General features: G+C 71.6%; 22 protein-coding genes. 5 read left to right on the forward strand and 17 right to left on the reverse strand.

The window, feature by feature from the left end; all coding sequences use genetic code 11:
• The first annotated feature begins 126 nt into the window (after nucleotides 1–126).
• Nucleotides 127–264: a hypothetical protein gene (locus tag EV186_RS39135; RefSeq protein WP_166659399.1), complete on the forward strand. Its 138-nt coding sequence runs from the start codon at nucleotides 127–129 to the stop codon at nucleotides 262–264.
• Here the strand turns inward: EV186_RS39135 and mftE are convergent.
• From mftE to mftA, 12 genes are read right to left on the reverse strand one after another with little or no spacing between them, the layout of a single operon-like run.
• The gene (gene mftE / locus EV186_RS30710) at nucleotides 245–913 is read right to left on the reverse strand and encodes a mycofactocin biosynthesis peptidyl-dipeptidase MftE (protein ID WP_243754371.1); all 669 of its coding nucleotides are present in this window, start codon (nucleotides 911–913) and stop codon (nucleotides 245–247) included. The genes EV186_RS39135 and mftE overlap by 20 nt on opposite strands.
• Nucleotides 910–2,211, reverse strand: coding sequence for a mycofactocin biosynthesis glycosyltransferase MftF (gene mftF, locus EV186_RS30715; RefSeq protein WP_133852956.1), 1,302 nt, complete (start codon nucleotides 2,209–2,211; stop codon nucleotides 910–912). Before mftF ends, mftE begins: the two co-directional genes overlap by 4 nt.
• Complete coding sequence (locus EV186_RS30720; protein WP_133852957.1) at nucleotides 2,208–2,990, reverse strand: mycofactocin-coupled SDR family oxidoreductase; 783 nt, start codon at nucleotides 2,988–2,990, stop codon at nucleotides 2,208–2,210. Before EV186_RS30720 ends, mftF begins: the two co-directional genes overlap by 4 nt.
• Entirely contained in the window at nucleotides 2,987–3,793 is an 807-nt protein-coding gene (locus tag EV186_RS30725) for a mycofactocin-associated electron transfer flavoprotein beta subunit (protein ID WP_166659400.1), read from the reverse strand. The genes EV186_RS30720 and EV186_RS30725 overlap by 4 nt, the downstream gene beginning before the upstream one ends.
• 4 nt (nucleotides 3,794–3,797) lie before the next feature.
• On the reverse strand, nucleotides 3,798–4,088 hold the full coding sequence (locus EV186_RS39140; protein ID WP_166659401.1) for a ferredoxin family protein: 291 nt from the start codon (nucleotides 4,086–4,088) through the stop codon (nucleotides 3,798–3,800).
• Nucleotides 4,085–5,362 carry an FAD-dependent oxidoreductase gene (locus EV186_RS30730; protein WP_133852959.1) on the reverse strand — a complete coding sequence of 426 codons (1,278 nt, stop codon included), beginning with the start codon at nucleotides 5,360–5,362 and terminating at the stop codon, nucleotides 4,085–4,087. The genes EV186_RS39140 and EV186_RS30730 overlap by 4 nt, the downstream gene beginning before the upstream one ends.
• Nucleotides 5,355–6,266 carry a mycofactocin-associated electron transfer flavoprotein alpha subunit gene (locus tag EV186_RS30735; protein ID WP_243754372.1) on the reverse strand — a complete coding sequence of 304 codons (912 nt, stop codon included), beginning with the start codon at nucleotides 6,264–6,266 and terminating at the stop codon, nucleotides 5,355–5,357. Before EV186_RS30735 ends, EV186_RS30730 begins: the two co-directional genes overlap by 8 nt.
• A complete protein-coding gene (locus tag EV186_RS30740) occupies nucleotides 6,263–8,221 on the reverse strand; it encodes a mycofactocin system FadH/OYE family oxidoreductase 2 (protein WP_243754373.1) in 1,959 nt (652 codons plus the stop codon). Before EV186_RS30740 ends, EV186_RS30735 begins: the two co-directional genes overlap by 4 nt.
• A complete protein-coding gene (locus EV186_RS30745; RefSeq protein WP_133852960.1) occupies nucleotides 8,218–10,056 on the reverse strand; it encodes a mycofactocin system FadH/OYE family oxidoreductase 1 in 1,839 nt (612 codons plus the stop codon). The genes EV186_RS30740 and EV186_RS30745 overlap by 4 nt, the downstream gene beginning before the upstream one ends.
• A complete protein-coding gene (mftC, locus tag EV186_RS30750; protein WP_133852961.1) occupies nucleotides 10,053–11,192 on the reverse strand; it encodes a mycofactocin radical SAM maturase in 1,140 nt (379 codons plus the stop codon). The genes EV186_RS30745 and mftC overlap by 4 nt, the downstream gene beginning before the upstream one ends.
• Before the next feature lie 19 nt (nucleotides 11,193–11,211).
• Complete coding sequence (mftB, locus tag EV186_RS30755) at nucleotides 11,212–11,487, reverse strand: mycofactocin biosynthesis chaperone MftB (protein ID WP_133852962.1); 276 nt, start codon at nucleotides 11,485–11,487, stop codon at nucleotides 11,212–11,214.
• Entirely contained in the window at nucleotides 11,477–11,557 is an 81-nt protein-coding gene (gene mftA / locus EV186_RS30760; protein ID WP_133853125.1) for a mycofactocin precursor MftA, read from the reverse strand. Before mftA ends, mftB begins: the two co-directional genes overlap by 11 nt.
• Nucleotides 11,558–11,630: 73 nt before the next feature.
• Between mftA and mftR the strand changes: the two genes are divergently transcribed.
• Nucleotides 11,631–12,245, forward strand: a complete 615-nt coding sequence (gene mftR / locus EV186_RS30765; RefSeq protein ID WP_243754374.1) for a mycofactocin system transcriptional regulator — start codon at nucleotides 11,631–11,633, stop codon at nucleotides 12,243–12,245.
• A gap of 138 nt (nucleotides 12,246–12,383) precedes the next feature.
• On the opposite strand, the gene EV186_RS30770 is transcribed toward mftR, so the two are convergent.
• The 3 genes from EV186_RS30770 to EV186_RS30780 are packed head-to-tail and all read right to left on the reverse strand — an operon-like array spanning nucleotide 12,384 to nucleotide 14,379.
• Nucleotides 12,384–12,782: a DUF1707 SHOCT-like domain-containing protein gene (locus tag EV186_RS30770; RefSeq protein WP_133852964.1), complete on the reverse strand. Its 399-nt coding sequence runs from the start codon at nucleotides 12,780–12,782 to the stop codon at nucleotides 12,384–12,386.
• A gap of 31 nt (nucleotides 12,783–12,813) precedes the next feature.
• Complete coding sequence (locus EV186_RS30775; RefSeq protein WP_133852965.1) at nucleotides 12,814–13,818, reverse strand: amidohydrolase family protein; 1,005 nt, start codon at nucleotides 13,816–13,818, stop codon at nucleotides 12,814–12,816.
• Between the two features lie 21 nt (nucleotides 13,819–13,839).
• On the reverse strand, nucleotides 13,840–14,379 hold the full coding sequence (locus EV186_RS30780; RefSeq protein WP_133852966.1) for a methylated-DNA--[protein]-cysteine S-methyltransferase: 540 nt from the start codon (nucleotides 14,377–14,379) through the stop codon (nucleotides 13,840–13,842).
• Nucleotides 14,380–14,494: 115 nt separating this feature from the next.
• Here EV186_RS30780 and EV186_RS30785 point away from each other — a divergent pair, with 115 nt between their 5' ends.
• From EV186_RS30785 to EV186_RS30795, 3 genes are all read left to right on the forward strand, one after another.
• A complete protein-coding gene (locus tag EV186_RS30785; protein ID WP_133852967.1) occupies nucleotides 14,495–15,364 on the forward strand; it encodes a 3-hydroxybutyryl-CoA dehydrogenase in 870 nt (289 codons plus the stop codon).
• A complete protein-coding gene (locus tag EV186_RS30790) occupies nucleotides 15,361–16,512 on the forward strand; it encodes an acyl-CoA dehydrogenase family protein (RefSeq protein WP_133852968.1) in 1,152 nt (383 codons plus the stop codon). Before EV186_RS30785 ends, EV186_RS30790 begins: the two co-directional genes overlap by 4 nt.
• A 123-nt stretch (nucleotides 16,513–16,635) precedes the next feature.
• On the forward strand, nucleotides 16,636–18,609 hold the full coding sequence (locus tag EV186_RS30795) for a S53 family peptidase (RefSeq protein ID WP_243754375.1): 1,974 nt from the start codon (nucleotides 16,636–16,638) through the stop codon (nucleotides 18,607–18,609).
• Between the two features lie 196 nt (nucleotides 18,610–18,805).
• On the opposite strand, the gene EV186_RS30800 is transcribed toward EV186_RS30795, so the two are convergent.
• Both EV186_RS30800 and EV186_RS30805 read right to left on the reverse strand, forming a co-directional pair.
• The gene (locus tag EV186_RS30800; protein WP_133852969.1) at nucleotides 18,806–19,735 is read right to left on the reverse strand and encodes a hypothetical protein; all 930 of its coding nucleotides are present in this window, start codon (nucleotides 19,733–19,735) and stop codon (nucleotides 18,806–18,808) included.
• 35 nt (nucleotides 19,736–19,770) lie between these two features.
• Nucleotides 19,771–21,168: an SDR family oxidoreductase gene (locus tag EV186_RS30805; protein WP_133852970.1), complete on the reverse strand. Its 1,398-nt coding sequence runs from the start codon at nucleotides 21,166–21,168 to the stop codon at nucleotides 19,771–19,773.
• Between the last annotated feature and the right edge of the window lie 69 nt (nucleotides 21,169–21,237).

Here is a 21,237-nt window from a genome sequence, read left to right on the forward strand (position 1 = left end):
GGTCGGGGACAAAGGGGCGCGGTGGAGCCGGACAGGACGTACCCGAGGGGCAGTACGGTCACCTACACGACACGTGCGGGTGCCCGTCGCAGACATCCGCCGACCGCGCCGATCACCACCGCGGTCGTGGTGGGGCTGCCCCTGCGCGACGTCCACACCGGATCGGTCTGGGTCCCGGTCCGTCCGCCGACCGTGCCCGAGCACGCGCCGGCGGTGCTGGTGCGTGCCGCCGACATCATCGACATCAGCCGCGCCGATCAGTAGCCCGCCAGGCGGTGACCGTCCGGACCAGGTCGGCGGTCCACTGGCGCAGGATGCGTTCCCCGGTCTCGGCGCTGGCCTTCGTCGGGTCGCCGAGGACGCCGGACTTGCTCACGCCCGCGACACCGTCCTTGCGCAGGCGGTCCATCAACTCGGGCAAGGGCGTGGTCACCCCTGGCGCGGCCAGGTCCATCCGCACCGCGTCCGGCCGCAGGGCCAGCATCACCGACGTCTCCGTCCAGCCCGCGTGGCTGTCGTCGGCGGGCCCCGTCGGTGACCACACGCATACCCGCCTGCCTTCGCGCGCGGCGAGCGCACACGCGGCACGCACGGGTACCGCGTTGCCGCCGTGGCCGGAAACCAGCACCACACCGTCGAAAGCGTCGGCCGAGCGGATCAGCTCCACCAACACCACCCGGGTCGCCTCGACGCCGATGGACAACGTCCCGGGGAACCCGGCGTGCTCGCCGCTCGCCCCGTAGGCCACCGGCGGTGCGATGACCACATCGGACACTTCCGCCGCGAGCCGCTCGGCGAGGGCCGCCGCGATCGCGGTGTCCACAGTGAACGGGAGGTGCGGGCCGTGCTGCTCGGTCGAGCCCACCGGGACCACGAGCGTGCCGTGCACCGACGCCGTCGAGTCCAGCCTCACGGCCGCCACTCCGTGAAGTCCGGCAGCAGCGGCCGCACCGTGCGATCGCGCACCGCGCCCCACCACACCCCGGCGCCGTAGGCCAGGTCGTCGGCCGCGCGCAGCAGCACCCAGCGCGCCGGGTCGATGCCGCCCTGGCCGGGAAGGTGCCGGGCCAAGGCTGCTGCCAGCACCCACCGGCCACGCCGGAACCACGGCAACGCCAAGGAAATCGGCCACCACGAGCGCGTTGTGGCATCGGCGAGCAGGCGGCCGGCGTACCAGTGGCCCGTCACCGCGAGCCGGACCAGTTCGCCGCGGGGCAGCCCGGCCCGGCGCAGTTTGACCGGCAACAGCGCGGCTGTTGCCAACGCCAGCGCGATTCCCGTGCGTGGCCGTCCGGCAGCGACCGCCAGCCACGACAGCGCGCTCCACACCGACATTCGCACCGGCGCCACCGCTCGCCCGTGCCGCACGGCCAGCGGTGCTGCCGATGTCCCGTACTCGAACCGCTGCCGCACCCAGCCGGCCCAGCTGGCCCGCGGCGCGTGCTCCACAGTGGACGTGGGCTCGTAGCGCACCGACAACCCGGCATCGACCATGCGCCAGATCAGGTCGACGTCCTCGCCGAACCGCATCGACTCGTCGAAGCCGCCCAGCCGGTCCAGCACCGATCGCCGCACCACCAGGGTCGCCGACGGCACGTAGCTGACCACCCCACCGGGCCGCACCTGAGCCGGCTCACCGCCGAGGTCGAGGCTGGACGCGACCGCCTCGTACCGGGCGAGCAAGCCCGTGCCCGCGCGGCTGCGCACGCGCGGCGCCACGGCGGCGACGTCCGGATCGGCGAAGTGCGCCAGGATCGGGTCGAGCCAGCCGGGCGTGAGCCGCACATCGGCATCCACGAAGGCGACCAGCTCGGTGGTGGCGATCCGCCACCCGGCGTTGCGTGCCGCAGCCGGGCCGCGGGGTTGCGGGTGCCGGACGGCGGCACCGGACACCGGGATGATCGACCCGTCGTCCACGATCACCGCGCCGGGCACGCCCACCGGGTGGTCGCGCACCGGCACGACCACGGTGACGTCCGCGGTGCTCCACCCGGTGTCGCGATAGGACGGATGAGCGATCCCGGCCTGGACCAGCCGCCGGGCCAGCGCCCGGTGCGTGTCGTCGACCAGCACACCCGCGAACCACCGGCTCACCAGGTCGGCGCCCGTCTTGGACAGGCGGAGCATGCGCAGGGGAGCGCCACCGACGAGCACCCGGCCGCCGCGCAGCACCCGGGTGCCGCCGTCACGGGTCAACCGCAGCGTGGTCATGCCAGGAACCCGCCGTCGGCGTGCAGCACGCTGCCGGTGACCGCGCCGGACTCCGCGGAGCACAGCCAGCACACCGCGGCGGCCACTTCGTCGGGCGTCAGCAAGCGATCCACGAGCTGGTGCGTGGCGAACTCGCCCACATCGGACAGTCCATAGAGGTCGGCGGTCGCGGCCAGCATGGCGGTGTCGGTCGAACCCGGTGACACGGCGGTCGCGGTCACGCCGGTGCCCCGCAAGTCCGCGGCCAGGCCGCGGACCAGCCCGACCACGGCGTGCTTGGCCGCGTTGTAGCCGGCGAGGTGCCACAGGCCGGTGTGTGCGGCCGCCGACGCCAGGGCCACGAACCGCCCGGCCCGCGGCTCCGGGCGGCGCAACAAGGCGGGTACCGCGGCCCGTGCCAGGTTCAGCACGCCGTGGACCCCGGTGTCGAACAACGCGTCCCACTCGGCGTCGGTGGTCTCCCACAACGGGCGGCCACCGGCCATGACGGCAGCCGCCGCCACGGCCGCGTCCAGGCCGCCGAAGTCGCGTTCGGCCAAGGCCACGGCGTCGACCAAAGCGTGCGGGGAACGCACGTCGGCGACCACCGCGCGCACCGTCGACGGCCAGGGCGCGACCACGGCGTCCAGGTCCGCCCGGGTGCCGAGCGGGTAACCCACGCCGGGCAGATCGGCGCAGCGGTCGACGGCCACGACCCGCCACCCCGCACCGGCCAGGCGGGTGACCACGGCGGCGCCGATCCCCCGCGCCGCCCCGGTCACCACCGCGACCCGGCTCATGGCTCAAGGAAACCATGCTTGCGCAGGAAGTCGAGCAGTTCGTCGGCGGCTTCGGCAGCCGACGCCGGGCGCACGACGCGAGGTGGCGTCCGCTCGGTCAGCGCCCCGGTCAACGCGAGCACCCGGTGGTGGGCGTCGCCGGCCGGTGCGCCGAGGTGGGTCGGGCGGGGCCGGTAGGGCTTCTGCTCGCCTGCCTGGACCATTGACGGTCCACTGTCGACGGTCACAACGGGGATTGCCGCGGCCTGGGCGGCGAGCACCGCGGGCAGCGAGGCCCGCGGCGGCCGCAGCCCGGTCGGCTCCACCGAACACACCGCGGGCAGTGGGATGGCCAGCCGCTCGCGGCGCCCACCGTCGAGCCGGCGCAGGCCGGTGAGCTCGCCATCCATGGACAGTTCGACCAGCCCGAGGGCCTGAGCGGCACCGAAGGCGTGGGCGAGCAGGGCCGGCGTCGCGCCGGTGCCGTGGTCGAGCGAGTGGTCGCCGCAGACGATCACGTCCGGCGGGCCGAGCGTGCGGATGCCCGCGGTCAGCGCGACCGCCGTGTTGGCGCCGGCGTCGTCGATGCGCAGGGCGTCGGTGGCCCCGGCGGCGAGCGCGTCACGCAGCAGCCCTTCGGCCGCCGGCGGCCCGGCCGTGACGGCGACGCACCGGCCCGGCCCGGCAATGCGCAGGGCGTGGGCGAGCGCGCACTCGTCGGCCGCGCTCGGGCCGCTGGCCTTCGGGTCGGTGTGCACGGCGCCCGTCAGCGGGTCCACGCCCGGGCGCGGATCGACCCAGCGCAGGGCGGCGATCACCAGCACCGGCTCACCCCTTCCGGAACACGACGCCGTGGCCGCCGTCCGGGTAGGTCCAGGTGATCGCGCCCTCCTGGTTGCACACCTGGTAGCACGTGCCGCACTCGAAGCACTGCTCGTAGTTGAACAGGATGCCGCCCTCGGCCGTCGGCACGAAGAGGTTCGCCGGGCACGCGTGCACGCAGGCCTGCGTGGTGCACGAGCGGCACACGTCCTGGTCGACGGTGATGTGCGGCCGGTCGCCGACCCGGAACTCCACAGTGGACATACGGTCGTCGAAGTCGCGCTCCGGGTAGGTCATGACAGCGACCTCATCGCGGTGATCCCGTCCCTGAGCAGGTCGCGCACGCGCACGCCGTGGGTCCGCCGTGCCTCGCGCAGCAGCTTGCGCAGCCCGGGCTTCGGCTGCGCGTTGTCCACTTCGAACATCCCCTGCGCGAGGTCGCAGACCAGGCCGGGGTAGCGCCGTTGCACCCGTTCGGACAGCACGAGGCCGGGCATGTCGCGCAGCCTGCGGTGATCACCGAGGACGAAGGAATTCTCGAGCATGGTGCGGTAGGCGGCGAGTCCGGCCTTGGACGTGTCGCCCTTGGCGATCGCCGCCGCGGCGGCCCGGCCGGCGTACATGCCCGCGCCGAGGGCGAAGTTCACGCCCTCCAGCCAGATCCCCGCGGCGAGGCACATCGCGGCCGCATCCCCCGCGATGAGCATGCCGTCGGTCACCAACTCGGGCATCGTGCGGTAGCCGCCCTCGGGGATGAGGTGCGCCGAGTACTCGACCAGCTCGCCGCCGCGCACCAGCGGCGCGATGGCGGGGTGCGCCTTCAGCTCGGCGATCAGCTCCTCGGGACGCACCTTGGCGGCCGTGAGCCCGTCGAGTTCGAGCACGACGCCGATCCCGACGGATTCCTTGTTGGTGTACAGGAATCCGCCGCCGGGGATGTCGCCGGTGCAGCCGATGATCTCGAAGTCCGCGCCCTCGTCACCCGTCAACCCGAACCGCTCGTCGATCACGGCCCGCGGCAGCGCGAGCGTCTCCTTCACGCCGAGCGTGTTGTGCTCCCGAGCCTTGAAGAGCCCGGCTTCCTTGGCCAGGAAGGAATTCACCCCGTCGCAGGCGATCACGACCTTGGCCGCGATGTCGCCGTCCGGCCGGTCGGTCCGCACCCCGGTCGCCGACCGGCCGGTGACCACGGTGGACGTGATGAGCGTGGCGCCCGCGGCCACGGCCTGCTCGGCCAGCCAACTGTCCAGTTCGGACCGATGGGCGGTGGCGCCGTTGTAGGGGGCCTGGCCCCAGTCCTGTGCCCGCAGGTCGACGGTCAACGCCTGGGTCGGCGTCAGGACCATGGTGGAGCGGCGGGTGACCCAGCGTTGGACGGGCATCCGTTCCCACCAGCGGGGGATGAGTTCGTCGAGCACCCGGCCGTAGACGACCCCGCCGAAGACGTTCTTGGCCCCGGGGAACGGCCCACGCTCGACCAACGCCACCGAGAGCCCGGCCCGCGCCACCTCCAGCGCGGCCGCCGAGCCGGCCGGACCCGCGCCGACCACCACCACGTCGAACTCAGTCACGCTCGACCCCCAGCCGTTCGGCCAGCTCGTCGAGCAGCCCCGGCGCGTCGGTGACGATGCCGAGATCGGCCATGGCGGTCATGGGGCAGGACGGATCGGTGTTCACGCTGACCACGGCGCGGGGCGAGCCGAGCCCGCCGAGGTGCTGCGCCGCGCCGGACACCCCGAACGCCACGTAGAGCTCGGGATCGACCGCGACGCCGGTGGTGCCGATCTGCCGTTCGTAGGGCGCCCACCCGGCGTCGGTGACCACGCGCGTGGCCCCCAGCGACGCGCCGAGCGCGGCCGCGACCTTGCCCAGCAACGCGGTGTGGCCGCGGCTGCCGAGTCCGGCACCGGCCCCGAGGATGCGCGGCGCCTCGGCGAGATCGGCGGTGGCCGGATCGGCTTCGAGCGTCTCGAGTACCTCGACGTCGTCGCCCCGCTCGACCTTGATGTCCACATGTTCGACGGCCGGTGGTGCGCCGACCGGATCGCTCCCACGCACGCCGGGCACCAACGTGGCCACGAAGGGCCCGGCGGCGGTCAAGTCGACGGTGACCTGCCCGCCCCACCGCGTGACCTCGGCGCCGTGGTCGTGCACGCGCACCGCATTGGCCAGCAGGGGCCGTCCGAGCACGGCGGCCAGCCTCGGCGCCAGGTCGCGACCGTCGGGGGAGGCCGGCAGGATGATCGGCCCGCACGTCGTGAGCCTGCTCAACGCCGCGGCCAATGCCCCGGGCGCGAACGAGCCGGTCTCCGCGAGCCACAACCGGCGAGCCGAGACCAGCCCGGTGGCGCTCGGCCCGGACCCGACCACCAGCGCCGCGCCGGCGGCCTCGGCCACCGCCTCGTCCGCACCCAGCGGCGGCTCCCCGTCGCGAACGACGAGAAGGGCGAGTGGCCGGCCGGGGGCGCCGATCACAAGGCCAACGCCGCTCGGTGGCCTTCGACGACCGCGGCATGGGCGCGCCTCGGCGTCACGCAGTCGCCGACCCGGTGGACGGCGAACGGGGCATCACGCAGGGCGTGCCACAGTTCGTCCTCCGGCTCCTGGTGGGTCGCGCAGACCACCCAGTCCACCGGCAAGTCGAAGGTCTCGCTCGTCGTGTGCTTGAGCAACTGTACGGTCACACCCTCGGCCGGCACACCCTCGGCCACGCCGGTGATCACCTCGTCGGTGGTCAGCTCGATGCCCTTCGCGTGGGCGCGGACGCAGAACATCTCCATGTCCAGCGTGATCCCCAGGTCCTGGCCGACGACCATCCCGGACGTGCTGATCCGCACCGAGCAGCCACGGTCGGCCAGCAACTCCGCCACGCTGGTCGCCTGGTGGAAGCCCAGGTCGTCCACCACGAGCACGCGTCCGGACGGGGCGCAGCGCTGCTCGAGCACGTCCCGCACATCCACGACGCGCGCACTCGACCCGGCCCAGTACGGGCGCAGCGGGCGAGCGCCCGTCGCCAGCACGACGGCATCCGGGGACTCGGCCAGCAGCAGCGACGCCGTCGCCTCGGTGCCGGTCTTCACGTCCACGCCGTAGCGCTGGCATTCCGCGCGCAGATTCCGCACCACGTCGAGGAATTCGGCCCGGCCGGGGACGCGCGCGGCCACCGCGACCTGCCCGCCGACATCCTCGGCCCGTTCGAACAACGTCACGTGGTGCCCGCGTTGCGCGGCCGTCGACGCCGCCTGCAGGCCACCCGGACCACCGCCGACGACGAGCACCCGGAGATCTCGGCGCCGGGGCATCGGCAGGTCGATGGCCTCGCGCCCGGTGCGGGGGTTCTCGATGCAGCCGAGCCAGCGGTTCAGGCCCATCCGGCCGACGCATTCCTGGTTGCAGGACAAGCAAGTCCGGATCTCGGTGCCGTGCCCGGACCGCGCCTTGGCCGCGAAGTCCGCGTCCGCGATCTGCCCGCGCACGACCCCCACCAGGTCGCAGTGCCCGGCCGCGAGCGCGCGCTCGGCCTGCACGGGATCCTTGATCCGGCCGACGCCGACGACCGGCAGGCGCACGGCCTTGCGCATGGCGTTGGCGATGAACAAGGCATAGCCGGGCGGGACGGCCATGGACGCCTCGATCATGAACAGGCTCGCGGTAGCGACACCGATCGACGTGTTCAGGTAGTCGACCTGCCCGCTGGCCTCAACCATGCGCGCGACCTCGACGGCCTCGTCGATCGTCGTGCCACCCTCGATCAGTTCGTCACCGCAGATGCGCACGCCCAGAACGCGGTCCGGCCCAATCGCCGCGCGCACCGCGGCCACGATCTCCAGCAGGATGCGCGCCCGGTTGGCCAGCGGACCGCCGTAGCGGTCGGTGCGCACATTCGTTGTGGGAGAAAGGAAGCCACGCACGATCGACGAGTGCGAGCACTGCAGTTCCACGCCGTCGAAGCCGCCTTCGGCGCAATGCCCGGCGACCGTCGCGTAGCCGGCGACCACCTCGGCGATCTCGCGGGTGTCGATGGCCTTGGGCACCTCGCGGAACATCGGGTCCGGCACCGCGCTCGGCGCCCACACCGGCAACCGCGAGTACATCGACGAGGCCTGCCCGCCGTTGTGGTTGAGCTGGGCCAGGATCGGCGTGTCGTGCCGGTGTACCGCCTCGGTGATCCGCCGGTAACCGGGGACGACCTGCGGGTGGTGGCCGTGGATCAGCTTCTCGTACGGCCAGTCCGTCGGGTGGGTCGAGTGCTCCTCGGTGATGATCAACCCGGCGCCTCCGGCCGCGCGGGCCGCGTAGTAGGCCGCGTGCTGCTCGGACGGCAGGCCGTCGACCGCGTAGTTGGTCAGGTGCGCGGCGAACACGATCCGGTTGCGCAGCACCAGCGGGCCCACCCGCAACGGCGAGAACAGGTAACGCAAGCGGCTCACGGCAACGCACCGGCCCGCCTGCCTTCGAGGATCGCCTCGTAGACGGTCCTCGGCGCAACGCAGTCACCCGCGGTGACGCCGTCGGCGTCGGCGGGCAATCGATGTCCACAGTGGACCCCAACCTCGGCGGGCACGTTGCTCTGCTCGGCCGTGAACACGTCCTCCACCAGTACCGAACCAGGGCGCACGGCCCGGGGCTTGCTGCGCTTCACCAGGCGCACACCCGCGCGCTGCAGCCGCGCGTTCGCGTCGGCCAGATCACCGGTGAGCGCGAGCTGGGTGCCGATCACCTGGTCCTGGCTGACGATCGCGACCGAACGTCCAGCCCCCGCAAGGCGTTCGGCCACCGCCACGCCCACCGCGTCGCCGACCGGGTCGAGCACCGCGACCGCGCCCGGCGGCAACTCCGCACCGCTCAGCACGTCCACCGCTTCCACCACGACCGCGCCCTCGGCCACGTCGTAAGCCCGTGGGCCGGGCACCGACCCGACCGCTCGCACCACCAGCCGGTCGCCCGGGTCCGCGGTGGCGCCGGTCCGCACGGTGACGCCCAGCCGCCGGATCTCGGCCGCCAACCAGTCGGCGAGCGCGGCGAACCGGCCCGGCGCGTGCCGCAGCATCCCGCCGAGCACGTCCGAACGCTCGACCAGTTCCACCCGGTGCCCCCGCAACGCGAGCACCCGAGCCGCCTCCAGGCCGGCCGGTCCACCGCCCACCACCAGCACGTCTCGCGGGGCGGCGGCCGGCGTGATCGGCGGGTCCTCGGTCTCGTGGCCGCTCGCCGGTTCGCCGACGCAGCTGACGATCGGGTTGCGGTTGTCGCGCACCCGGCACCGCTGGTTGCACAGCACGCACGGCCGGATCCGCGCGCCGTGCCCGGCCCGCCACAACGCGACCAGGTCCGGCTCGGCGATCTGCGCCCGGGTCATCTCGACGAGCTCGGCCACCCCGTCGAGGGCTTCTTCGGCCATCGCGGGGTCGATCACGCTGCCCTGCAACACAACCGGGCACCGACCGGCCACCGCGGCCCGGACCTGGCGGCACAGTTCGATGTTGAACCCCGGCGGCGTGTGGAAGTCCGGGCGGGTCGCCGACGTGCCCATGGCCGAGCCACGAACGACGACCAAGTAATCGACGGCATCGGCCACGGAAGCCGCCAGCGAGGCGCCCTGGTCCGGCGTGATCCCGGCCCACGGTGCCAGCTCGTCGCACGAGAGCCGCAACCCCAGCACGCCGTCGCCTACCGACGCCCGCACCACGGCGATCACCTCGTGCAGCAGGGTGGATTTGTCGCCATATCGATCATCGCGCTGGTTGGTCAGCCCCGAACAGAACTGGCGCAGCAGGGAGAACTGGCCCGCTTCGAGCTCCACACCGTCCACACCGGACGCCATGGCCAGCTTGGTCGCCGCGCCGAACCCGGCGATCAACGCGTCGATTTCCGCCTGTTCCATGGCCATCGGCAGCTCACGGCTCGCCACGTCCGGCACCCGCGAGGGCGCCCACAACGCCTGCTGCCCGAACGCCGGCGAGCCTTGCGACCCGCTGTGCCCCAACGACGCCAGCACAAGCGAACCCTGGCAGGCCGAGGCGATGGCCGCCCAGCCCGGTCCGCACTCGGCGGCCAGCGGCGCCCGCTCGTACGGCCAGTCGGACGGGTGCACGCTTGCCGTCTCGGTCACGATCACCCCGGCACCACCGCGGGCGCGTCGCGCGTAGTAGGCGACATGCCGGTCGGAAAAGGCGCGGCCACGCCCGAGGTTCGTCTCATGTGGACCGAAGAGCACCCGGCTGGGGGCCTGCCGACCGGCCAGCGTCACCGGATCGGTGATCACCGCACCGCCAGCGGGCTGGGGTCGCACGGTTTCGCCGGCACGCTGGGCATCCCGAGCGCGACCCGCTTGCGGTGCGAGTGGTCCTTGCCCTGAGCCGGGATGGCGAGGCCGGTCGTCGGCGCGTTTCCCTTGACGCACTCGGGATCCGGCCCGGCGAGCGGCAACCCGGTGAAGAACTTCGCCGCCATGCACCCGCCCTGGCACGCGTCGTACTCCCCGCAGCTCGCGCACGCGCCGGCCGACTGCGGCTCGCGCAACTGCGCGAAGAGCGGCGATTCCCGCCACACGCGGCCGAAGCCGGCCTCACGCACGTTGCCCGCGAGGAACGCGTCGTGGATCGCGAACGGGCACGCGTACACGTCACCGACCGGGTCGATCAGGCACACGACCCGGCCCGCGCCGCACAAGTTCAAGCCTGGCAACGAAGTCGAACCCAGGGCGTTGAGGTGGAAGAACGAGTCGCCGGTGAGCACGTTGTCGCCGTGGCGGACCAGCCAGTCGTAGATCTGGCGCTGCTGGCCCTGTGTCGGGTGCAGGTCGTCCCACACGTCGGCGCCGCGCCCAGACGGCCGCAGCCGGGTGATGCGCAGCTGCGCGCCGTAGCGGTCGGCGATGGCCTTGAACTCGCCGAGCTGCGGCACGTTCTGCCTGGTCATCACCACGGAGACCTTGAAACCCGCGAACCCGGCGTCGGCGAGGTTCGCCATCGCGGCGATCGCCGTGTCGTAGGAGCCGGGCCCGCGCACGGCGTCGTTGACCTCGCGGGTCGCGCCGTCCAGGGAGATCTGCACGTCGACGTAGTCGGTCGCGACGAGCTGGCGCGCCCGCAGCGGCGTGATGCGCAGGCCGTTGGTGGAGAACTTCACGCCGACGTCGTGGGTGACGGCGTAGTGCATGAGTTCCCAGAAGTCCGGCCGCACGGTCGGCTCGCCGCCGCCGATGTTGACGTAGAAGACCTGCATCCGCTGCAGCTCGTCGATCACCGCCTTGATCTCGGCGGTGGTGAGCTCCTTGGGGTCACGCCGCCCGGACGACGACAGGCAGTGCGTGCACGAGAGGTTGCAGGCGTAGGTCCATTCCCAGGTCAGGCAGATCGGGGCGGACAAGCCCTTCTTGAATTGGTCGACCAGCTTCATCCGCGCGTCCCTTCGCAGGTCAGGCGGGAACGATCATGTCCGTCTCGGCGAGCGTCGCGAGGGCCCGCAGGTAGCGGTCCTTCTCGGGTGCGGCGAGGTGATCGACCGCGGCCAGCACCGTGGGATGCGCTTCGAGGTCGCGGACGAGCTCGACCAGCGCGGGAGCCTTGAGAAAGCTGAGCTTGCGCGTGCCGAAGTGGTAGGCGAGCGCGCCGAAGGGTTCCGGTCGCAGCGCCACCCTCGGGTTCAGCCGGTAGGGCGCCGCCGGGTCGAACCCCGGAGAGTCAGTAGACACCGCACATGCCGTCGATCGACACGTCCTCGACGAGGAGTTCCTCTTCGACCTCGACCGGTTCCTCGTCCATGGCATGCTCCTCAGCCAGTGATCGGCGACACACCGCTAGAGTAATGGCACTCGGTGCCGAATGGAAGGCTCGGTTGTACGGAAACGATTCCGCGACGCCCGCGCGCGGCGGCCGCAAACCGGTGACCAGCCGCGCCGAACTGGAGCACGTCGCGTTCGACCTGTTCGCCGCGCAGGGTTTCGAGGCGACCACGGTGGACGACATCGCGCGCGCGGCCGGCATCGGGCGGCGCACGTTCTTCCGGTACTTCCCGTCGAAGAACGACATCCCGTGGGGCGCCTTCGACGAGCAACTGGACCAACTGCGCACCGACTTGCGGGCCTACCCGGTGGACCAGCCGCTGATGGACGTGGTGCGGGCCGCGCTCGTCGACTTCAACCGTGTGCCCGCGGCCGAGGTGCCGTGGCACCGGCGGCGGATGGCGTTGATCCTGCAGGTGCCGGCGTTGCAGGCGCACTCGACGCTGCGGTACGCGAACTGGCGGCAGGTGGTCGCCGAGTTCGTGGCCGAACGGCTCGACCAGCCTGTGGACGCGCTCGGGCCGCAGACCATCGCGTACGCGACGCTCGGCGTGGCGCTCGCGTCGTACGAGCAGTGGCTGCGCGACGAGTCGCAGGACCTGGCGGCGCTGATGGCGGCGGCGATGACCGGGTTGGCGGAGAGCTTCACCGGCGTCCGCACCACCTGACCCCGGCCCGGGCGTGTCCCACGCTCAGGCCGGGTGTGTCCCACATTCGGGTCGGGTGTGTCCCACCTTCAACGTGGGACTCGGGGGACCGGAACGGGGGACACGCGGGGCCGGAACGGGGGACACGCCCCGGGGTGGTCAGTTGGTCAGGAACATCACGATGATGATCAGCAGGGCCGGGAGCAGGGCCCACCACGTCGTCGTCACGGCGGCGACCACCACGGCCGCGACGATCATGATCGCGCCGAGGGCGAGCACGATGGGGCGGCTCAGCCGGGCCGGGCTGTTGTCGATCAGCGGGGACTGCTCCGGCGCGGTGGCCGGTTCGAGCTCCTCGGGATCCCACTTCGGGTGCGGGACCGGCAGGTCGTCGAAAACCGCCAGCAGATCGGCGCGAGTGCGGGCGGCCGTCACCGCGGCGCAGCGTTGCTCGTACTCGGCCACGTCCAGCCGGTCCGCCGTGAGGTGCTCGGCCAGGGCATGCAATGCGCTTTCTCGCTCCGCGCTGCCGACCCGGATGTTGGCGCTGCCTGCCATGGTCACGATCCTACGGAATGCACTCGCGCCGTCACAGCCCGAACAACCTTCGCGCGTTGCCGCCGGCGATCTTGCGCCGGTCGCTCTCGCTGATCGGTGCGCGGTCGAGCCACGTGGTCGCGAGTTCCGTGTCGGCGTACGGGTAGTCGACGGAGAACAGGACCCGGTCGCCGCCGACGGTCAGCAGCGCGGTGATCAACGCCTGGTCGCTGAAGTTGCCGCTCGTGGTGACGTGGATGTTGTCGGCGAAGTACTCCGGCAGGGTTTTCTCGATGCGCTTGTCGAACGGGTTGAGGTCGTAGCAGTACTGCGTGCGCCAGAGCTGCGCCGGCAGGCCCTCGCCCAGGTGGCCGAGCACCAACTGCACGCCGGGGAACCGGTCGAACAGACCGCTGAAGATCAACCGCAGCGTGTGTGTGGCCGTCTCGACGCCGAAGCCCCAGGTCGCGCCGACCAGCTGCGGGTGGCCGGCGATCGCGTGCCGGTCGGTCGGCGGCGCCGGGCGCGGGTGCAGGTAGACCGGCACGCCCAGGTCGGCGACCGCCTCCCAGAAGCCGGTGAACCGCTCGTCGTCGAGGTAGGCGTCGCCGCCGTCACCGGTGGCCGTGTAGCCGTTGACCATGGCGCCGACGAACCCGAGTTCGCCCACGCAGCGGCGCAACTCCTCGGCGGCCGCGGCCGGGTCCTGCAACGCCACCGAGGCGAAGCCGCGGTAGCGGTCGGGGTGCTTGCGCACCTGCTCGGCGAGCAGGTCGTTGGCGTCGCGGGCCATCGCGATCGCGTCGGCCGTGCCCTCGACGAGCTGGATGCCGGGGGCGGTCAGCGACAGCACCGCGCACTCGATGCCGAACTTGTCCATTGTGGACAACCGCTGGTCGTCGAAGTCGCCGAGCAGGCCCAGGATCGGGCGGTAGTACTCGGGCATGACGCCGCCGCCGTCGGAGAGGCGCTGGAGCTTGTCGGGGTCGGCGAGGACGTCGGCGGCGGCCCGCGGATCGAGGAAGTGCTCCTCGAGCGCGATCTTGGTCAGCGGCATGCCACCAGTGAACCGCGTTACTCAGAACTCGTCGAACAGGTTCGGCTCCAGGGCGCCCTCGATCACCAGGATCCGGCGCTTGGTCTCGACGCCACCGGTCGCGGAGAACCCGCCCAGCTTGCCGCCCGCGGCCAGCACCCGGTGGCACGGCACGACCAGCGGGTACGGGTTGTTGCCCATCGCCTGACCGACCGCCCGCGCGGCCAGCGGATCACCGAGCTGCTTGGCGATCTCGCCGTAGGTGATCGTCTTGCCGGGCGGCACGGTGCGGGCGACCTCGTAGACGGAGCGGTCGAACTCGGTCACCTCGGACCAGTCGACCTCGACGTCGCTCAGGTCGCTCTTCTCTCCACCCAGCAGCGCCGCGATCCGCGTGATGGCGTCGGCCAGCGGCTGCGGCGGCTTGTCCCGGCGGACGTCGGGCCAGCGCCGACGCATGCGCACCTCGGCGCGCAGGTCGGTCGGCTCGGGCAGGCCGACCCCCACCACGCCGTTCGCACCCCAGGCGATGGAGCAGCGCCCGATCGGGGTGTCGAACAATGTGAAGCTGACCTCGGTCATGGTGAAGAGTGTGCACCGGGGCACCGACAGAACATGAGATGCCCGACAAGCGCTTGGTTTACCGATAGTAGGACGACAAACTATCCGCATTCGGTCGTCGTGGAGGGAACTGCACATGGGTGAGGTCAGCAGGGTCGGTGTTGTCGGCTCGGGCCTGATGGGATCGGGGATCGCCGAGGTCTGCGCGCGAGCCGGGCTCGACGTGCTGGTCAACGAGGTGAACCAGGACGCATCCGACGCGGGCCGGGCCCGCATCGAGAAGTCGCTGGCCCGCGGCGTGCGCAGCGGCAAACTGGCCGAGGACGACCGGGACGCCGCGCTGGCCCGCCTTTCGTTCACCACCGACCTCGGTGACTTCGCCGACCGCGACATCGTGATCGAGGCCGTCGCCGAGCACGAGGCCACGAAGGTCGACGTGTTCCGCACCCTGGACAAGGTGGTGCGCCGCGAGGACGCCTTGTTCGCGTCGAACACGTCGTCCATCCCGATCATGAAGCTGGGCATGGCCACGAGCCGGCCCGCGCAGGTCATCGGCGTGCACTTCTTCAACCCCGTGCCGGTGCTGCCCCTGGTGGAGCTGGTGCCGTCGCTGCTGACCAGCGACGAGACCCGCGCGGCCGCGGAGGAATTCGTCACCGGGCCGCTGGGCAAGCAGGTCATCCAGTCCCAGGACCGGGCCGGCTTCGTGGTCAACGCGCTGCTCATCCCGTACCTGCTGTCGGCGATCCGGATGATGGAGTCGGGCTTCGCCTCGGCCGAGGACATCGACCAGGGCATCGTGCTGGGCCTGGCGCACCCGATGGGCCCGCTGCGCCTGACCGACCTGATCGGCCTCGACACGACCAAGGCGATCGCCGAGTCGATGTACGCGGAGTTCAAGGAGCCGCTGTACTCCCCGCCGCCGCTGCTGCTGCGCATGGTGGACGCGGGTCTGCTCGGCAAGAAGTCTGGCCGGGGGTTCTACGACTACGAGGTGGCGAAGTGACGGGTCTGTACCAGCTCGGCGAGGAGCACGAGGAGCTGCGCGCGGCCATCCGGGCGTTGGTGGACAAGGAGATCGCGCCGCACGCGGCCGCGGTCGACGAGGACGCCCGGTTCCCCGAGGAGGCGCGCAAGGCGCTGGTGGCCGCGGACATGCACGCGGTGCACATCCCGGAGTTCTACGGCGGCCAGGGTGCCGATGCCGTCGCCGCGTGCATCGTGATCGAGGAGGTCGCGCGGGCGTGCGCGTCCTCGTCGCTGATCCCCGCGGTGAACAAGCTGGGGACGGTGCCGTTGCTGCTGTCCGCGTCCGAGGAGCTGAAGTCCCAGGTGCTGCCGGGCATCGCGAAGGGCGAGATGGCCTCGTACGCGTTGTCCGAGCGCGAAGCCGGGTCGGACACGGCGTCGATGCGCACGCGGGCGCGTCTCGACGGCGACCACTGGGTCCTCAACGGCACGAAGGCGTGGATCACCAATGCCGGTGAATCCACGTGGTACACCGTGATGGCCGTGACGGACCCGAATGCCGCAAAACCGGCAAACGGGATTTCCGCTTTCGTCGTGCACAAGGACGACCCGGGTTTTTCCGTCGGACCGAAGGAACGCAAACTCGGCATCAAGGGCTCGCCGACCCGCGAGATCCATTTCGAGGACTGCACGATTCCCGCCGACCGCATCGTCGGCGAACCGGGCACCGGGCTGAAGACCGCGCTGGCGACGCTGGACCACACGCGTCCGACCATCGGCGCCCAGGCCGTGGGCATCGCGCAGGGTGCGCTCGAGGCGTCGATCGCGTACGTCAAGGAACGCAAGCAGTTCGGCAAGGCGATCGCCGAGTTCCAGGGCTTGCAGTTCATGCTCGCGGACATGGGGATGAAGGTCGAGGCGGCTCGCCACCTGGTCTACGCCGCGGCGGCCAAGGCGGAGCGTGGCGACCCGGGCGCCGGGTTCACGGCCAGCGCGGCGAAGACGTTCGCGTCGGACACCGCCATGCAGGTGACCACGGATGCCGTGCAGCTCTTCGGCGGTGCCGGATACACGCGTGACTTCCCGGTGGAACGCATGATGCGGGACGCGAAGATCACTCAAATCTACGAAGGCACGAACCAGATCCAGCGGGTAGTGATGGCGCGGCAGCTACTCAAAGGATGAGCGAAGCGATCGAATCGAAATACTTGATCGATACTGAACCCTGGTAACCGGGCACGACCCCGCTTACGTTTCCCTGCGAACGTCGGGGACCTTTTGGCTCGCGCATCGTGCGGAGGCAGGGAAATGGGTCAGTACAGAAAACGCTGGGTGGCGGGGGCGACGGCGACGTTGCTGGCCGCGATGACGGTCGTGCTCGGGCACGACGCCTCCGCGGCCCCGTCCGACCGGCGAGTGCTCGCGGGCAGCGTCCCGCCGTGGGCGGCGGCGGCCAACCGGGCGAGCAACGCGCCGGACACCGACAGCGTCGGCTTCCGGGTCTACCTGGGCTGGCAGAACCAGTCGGGCGCCGAGGCACTCGCCGCGCGGGTGTCGACGCCGGGCAGCGCGGACTACGGCAAGTTCGTCTCGCCCGCCCAGTTCCGGGCGCAGTTCGCGCCGTCGCCGTCGGACGCCAGCGCGGTGCAGCAGTGGCTGCGCAAGTCCGGCTTCGACATCAGCACCACGCCGGGCAACAACCGGTACGTGCAGGCCGAGGGCACCGTGGCCCAGGCGAAGGCGGCCTTCGGCGCCGGCTTCGGTGAGTACCGGGTGGCCGGCAAGACGCTGCGCGCGCCGGACGGTGCCCTGTCCGTGCCCGCCGACCTGCCCGCCTCGGTCACCTCGGTGGTCGGCCTCGACGAGTCGGCCGCGCTGACCGTGCCGAGCGCGCCGCCGTCGCCGGTGTTCGTCAACGCCGCACCCTGCTCGGCCTACTGGAACGAGAAGAACACGGCGACCACGCTCACCCCGAACGGCACCAAGGCACCCGACGCCTACGGCCACCCCAACCCGTGGGCTCCGTGCGGTTACACGCCCGCGCAACTGCGCAGCGCCTACGGCATGACCAGCTCGGCCGCCAACGGCAGCGGCCAGACCGTGGCCATCATCGACGCCTACGCCTCGCCGACCATCGTGCAGGACGTCAACACCTACTCGTCGCTGCACGGGCTGCCCGCGCTGAACGGCTCGAACTTCAGCCAGGTCACCCCGCCCGGCGTGTTCAAGCGCCCGCAGAACAGCCACCAGGACCCGCAGGGCTGGTACGGCGAGGAGACCCTCGACGTCGAGGCCGTGCACGGCATGGCGCCCGGCGCGAAGATCGTCTACGTCGGCTCGCCGAACAACTACCAGGACCTCGACGCGGCCATGAACCACGTCGTGGACCAGCACCTGGCGTCGATCGTGACCAACTCCTACGGCTTCTCCACCGAGCTCCTGCCGCGCGGCTACGTCAAGCCGCTCAACGACACGCTCATCGAGGCCGCGGCCACGGGTGTCGGCGTCTACTTCTCCTCGGGTGACAACGGCGACGAGACCGCGGGCGACCCGGCCAACGCCGCGTCGGCCACCCCGGACTGGCCGGCCGTCAGCCCGTGGGTCACCGCGGTCGGCGGCACCGCCATCGCCATCGGCGCCAGTGGCAACTACCTGTTCGAGGCCGGCTGGGAAACCGGCCGCTCGAACCTGGTGAACGGCGCCTGGTCGCCGACCCCGCCCGGCAACTACACCAGTGGTTCCGGCGGTGGCACGAGCCGCCTCTTCACCCAGCCCGCGTACCAGGCGGGTGTGGTGCCCAACGCGATCGCGACGGCGAACGGCGCCCGGCCGCAGCCGATGCGCGTCGTGCCGGACGTCGCCTCGATCGCCGACCCGAACACCGGGATGCTCGTCGGCCAGACGCAGACGTTCCCGGACGGGCACGCGGCGTACAGCGAGTACCGCATCGGTGGCACCAGCCTGGCCTCGCCGGTGTTCGCGGGCATGGTCGCGGTCGCGCAGCAGCAGGCGGGCCGCACGTTCGGCTTCGCCAACCCGCTGTTCTACCGCAACGCGGGCACGTCGGCGTTCCACGACATCGTGCCGCCGGCGGCACCGGTCGCCGTGGCGCGCAACGACTTCGCGAACACGGTCGACTCGTCCGAGGGCTACGTCGTCAGCCTGCGGACGCTCGACTTCGACGCGAACCTCACCATCCACACCCGGCCCGGGTACGACGACGTGACCGGGATCGGCTCGCCCAACGGAGCGGCCTGGCTGAGCGCCTTGGCGGCCGGCTGAGATACATCGGCACAACGGCACAACGGCACAACGGCAACGGCCCCACACGCCCGCCTGGCGTGTGGGGCCGTTGCCGTGACGGCTCGCTGACGTCTTGGGACTGGCTGAAGCTGGTCTTACCGGCCGCCGCCGACGCCGAACGGTGGGACTACCTCGTGAACTCCACGACCCGCCGCGAAGCGGAGCAGGCGCCTGCCTAGTCCCACCAGAGGTCGGGGTCGGCCGCCGCGTCATCCTCGTCCACGGACTCCGGGTGCGGCTTGTACAGGTGCTCGTGGCTGACCTCGTGCACGGCCACGGCGTCGAAGGCGGCCAGCATCTCCTCGGTGGGCAGGTCCTCGTGCACCGCCAGCTGCGTGGCCGCCTCCATCCGCAGCAGGTGCAGCGCGAGCGACTCGGCGATCGTGCCCGGCGGGATCCACGCCGGCTGGGTCAGGCGGTAGCCGACGATCACCATCGTGATCAGGAACTGGCGCGCGAAGTGGGCGGTGTACCGGTCGCGGTAGCGCTCGGGCAGCAGCGGGAGCACGGCCAGTTCCTCGTGCTCGTCGACGGTCGTGTCGCCGTCCTCGAGGGCCGCGATGTCGCCGAACAACTCGCCGACCAGGATCTCCGCCGACGTGATCAGCGCGCCCGCCAGCAGCTGCGCGTGCTCCTCGGCGAGGTCGTCGAACTCGAACGCACGCAGCGCGCCGCCCGCGTCGGCCAGCTGGTCGAGGTGTTCTTCGAGGTCGGCCTCGGTCAGCTCGTCCTCTTCCTCGTCCTGCGGCGGCTCGTCGGACATGGCCGCCTCCAGGGCGGCGTCGCTCGCGGTGACCTCGCAGCGCTGCACCTGCCAGCGGGCCAGCAGTTCGGTCTGCGCGAGCAGCTCGTCGAGCACGTGCTTCGCGCCTTCCTCGGCGAACGCGAGGGCGGGCGCCTCCACCAGCCACTCGATGTGGGCGCCGGTGGTGGTGACGTCGATGCGGTGGTCGAGGGGTTCGATCTCCACCCCGTCCGGGCCCTCGATGCCCGCGAGCATGTCGAGCTGCTCGTCGAGCAGGGCGGCGACGCCGTGGCGTTGCAACGGGTCGAGCTCCGCGGTGTCGGGCGGCGGAACGAGAAGGGCGGTCAGCTGGTACTCCACTCGCAGGAGTTTCGCATCGCCCGCTCGCGCGCCGGTCACCAGGGTGCGGGCTCGAAATCCTTCAGGAAGCAGCCGTACAGGTCCTCGCCCGCCTCGCCGCGCACGATCGGGTCGTACACCCGCGCGGCGCCGTCCACGAGGTCCAGCGGCGCGTGGAAACCCTCGTCGGCCAGCCGCATCTTCGTCGGGTGCGGCCGTTCGTCGGTGATCCAGCCGGTGTCCACGGCGGTCATCAGGATGCCGTCGTCGACCAGGTCGAACGCGCTCGTGCGGGTCAGCATGTTGAGCGCGGCCTTGGCCATGTTCGTGTGCGGGTGCCCGGCGCCCTTGTAAGCCCGGCTGAACTGGCCTTCCATGGCCGAGACGTTCACCACGTACTTGCGCCGCGCCGGGCTCGCCAGCATGGCCGCGCGCAGCCGCGAGACCAGGATGAACGGCGCGGTCTGGTTGCACAGCTGCACTTCCAGCAGTTCGGTCGGGTCGACCTCGTGCACCCGGTCCACCCAGCTGTTCGTCGCCGCGAGATCGGGCACGAGACCGCCCGCGTCGATGGCCGTGCCCGCGGCGACGCGGTCCGGCGACGCGGATTTGGCCACCAGAGCGAGTTCGGTGACGGGCACCGACGCCAACGCGATCGGGTGCTCCTCGGCGGTTCGGCCGAACGTGATCATCTCCGGCAGCTCACCCGCGGGCAATGGTCCGGACTCGGCGGCGATCAGCTCCGCGTAGGCGCCGGAGCTGCGCCGGACGGTCTGCGCGGCGTTGTTGATCAGGATGTCCAGTGGGCCCTGCTCGGCCACGGAGTCGGCGAGCGCGACGACCTGGGCGGGGTCGCGCAGGTCGATGCCGACCACGCGCAGCCGGTGCAGCCACTCGGCGCTGTCGTCCATCGCGCTGAAGCGGCGGATGGCGTCCTTGGGAAACCGGGTGGTGATCGTGGTGTGCGCGCCGTCGCGCAGCAGCCGCAACGCGATGTACATGCCGATCTTGGCGCGGCCGCCGGTGAGCAGCGCGCGCCGGCCCGTGAGGTCCACACGGGCGTCGCGGCGGTCGCGGTTGCGGGCGGCGCACGGCGGGCACAGCTGGTGGTAGAACGCGTCGACCTGGGTGTAGCGCTTCTTGCAGGTGTAGCAAGAGCGCGCGCGCTGGTACTCTCCCGCGCTCGCCCCAGGGACCGTGGACACCAGCGGGATGCCCTTGGTCTCGTCGTCGATCCGATCGGGTGAACCCGTTGCGGTGCGGGCAATCACCTCGCGGTCGGCTTCCGTGATGGCCGCGCGCTTGGCCGCCTTCTTGCGCTGGCGCGCGACCTTGTACATCCGCGAGGTGGCCCGGCGGACCACGACGGCGTCGGGGTGGTCCGTGGGCAGCAGCTCGACTTCGGCCAGCACCGCGAGGCACTCACGCAAGCGGTCGGGGTCGACACCGGTCATGAGTGCAGCCTATGAGGTCGCGTAGCCTGGTGGTCGTTGCGGTGAGTACACGTGGTTGGGCTGAGGTGA

Source organism: Labedaea rhizosphaerae, from assembly GCF_004362825.1.
Taxonomy (GTDB): domain Bacteria; phylum Actinomycetota; class Actinomycetes; order Mycobacteriales; family Pseudonocardiaceae; genus Labedaea; species Labedaea rhizosphaerae.

Coding starts and splice junctions, on each gene's coding strand:
- EV186_RS30795 (WP_243754375.1), top strand. CDS start 16,636: ATGGGTCAGTACAGAAAACGCTGGGTGGCGGGGGCGACGGCGACGTTG.
- EV186_RS30720 (WP_133852957.1), bottom strand. CDS start 2,990: ATGAGCCGGGTCGCGGTGGTGACCGGGGCGGCGCGGGGGATCGGCGCC.
- EV186_RS30785 (WP_133852967.1), top strand. CDS start 14,495: ATGGGTGAGGTCAGCAGGGTCGGTGTTGTCGGCTCGGGCCTGATGGGA.
- EV186_RS30775 (WP_133852965.1), bottom strand. CDS start 13,818: ATGCCGCTGACCAAGATCGCGCTCGAGGAGCACTTCCTCGATCCGCGG.
- EV186_RS39140 (WP_166659401.1), bottom strand. CDS start 4,088: ATGACCTACCCGGAGCGCGACTTCGACGACCGTATGTCCACTGTGGAG.
- EV186_RS30805 (WP_133852970.1), bottom strand. CDS start 21,168: ATGACCGGTGTCGACCCCGACCGCTTGCGTGAGTGCCTCGCGGTGCTG.
- mftA (WP_133853125.1), bottom strand. CDS start 11,557: ATGGACGAGGAACCGGTCGAGGTCGAAGAGGAACTCCTCGTCGAGGAC.
- EV186_RS30770 (WP_133852964.1), bottom strand. CDS start 12,782: ATGGCAGGCAGCGCCAACATCCGGGTCGGCAGCGCGGAGCGAGAAAGC.
- EV186_RS30780 (WP_133852966.1), bottom strand. CDS start 14,379: ATGACCGAGGTCAGCTTCACATTGTTCGACACCCCGATCGGGCGCTGC.
- mftF (WP_133852956.1), bottom strand. CDS start 2,211: ATGACCACGCTGCGGTTGACCCGTGACGGCGGCACCCGGGTGCTGCGC.
- mftC (WP_133852961.1), bottom strand. CDS start 11,192: ATGAAGCTGGTCGACCAATTCAAGAAGGGCTTGTCCGCCCCGATCTGC.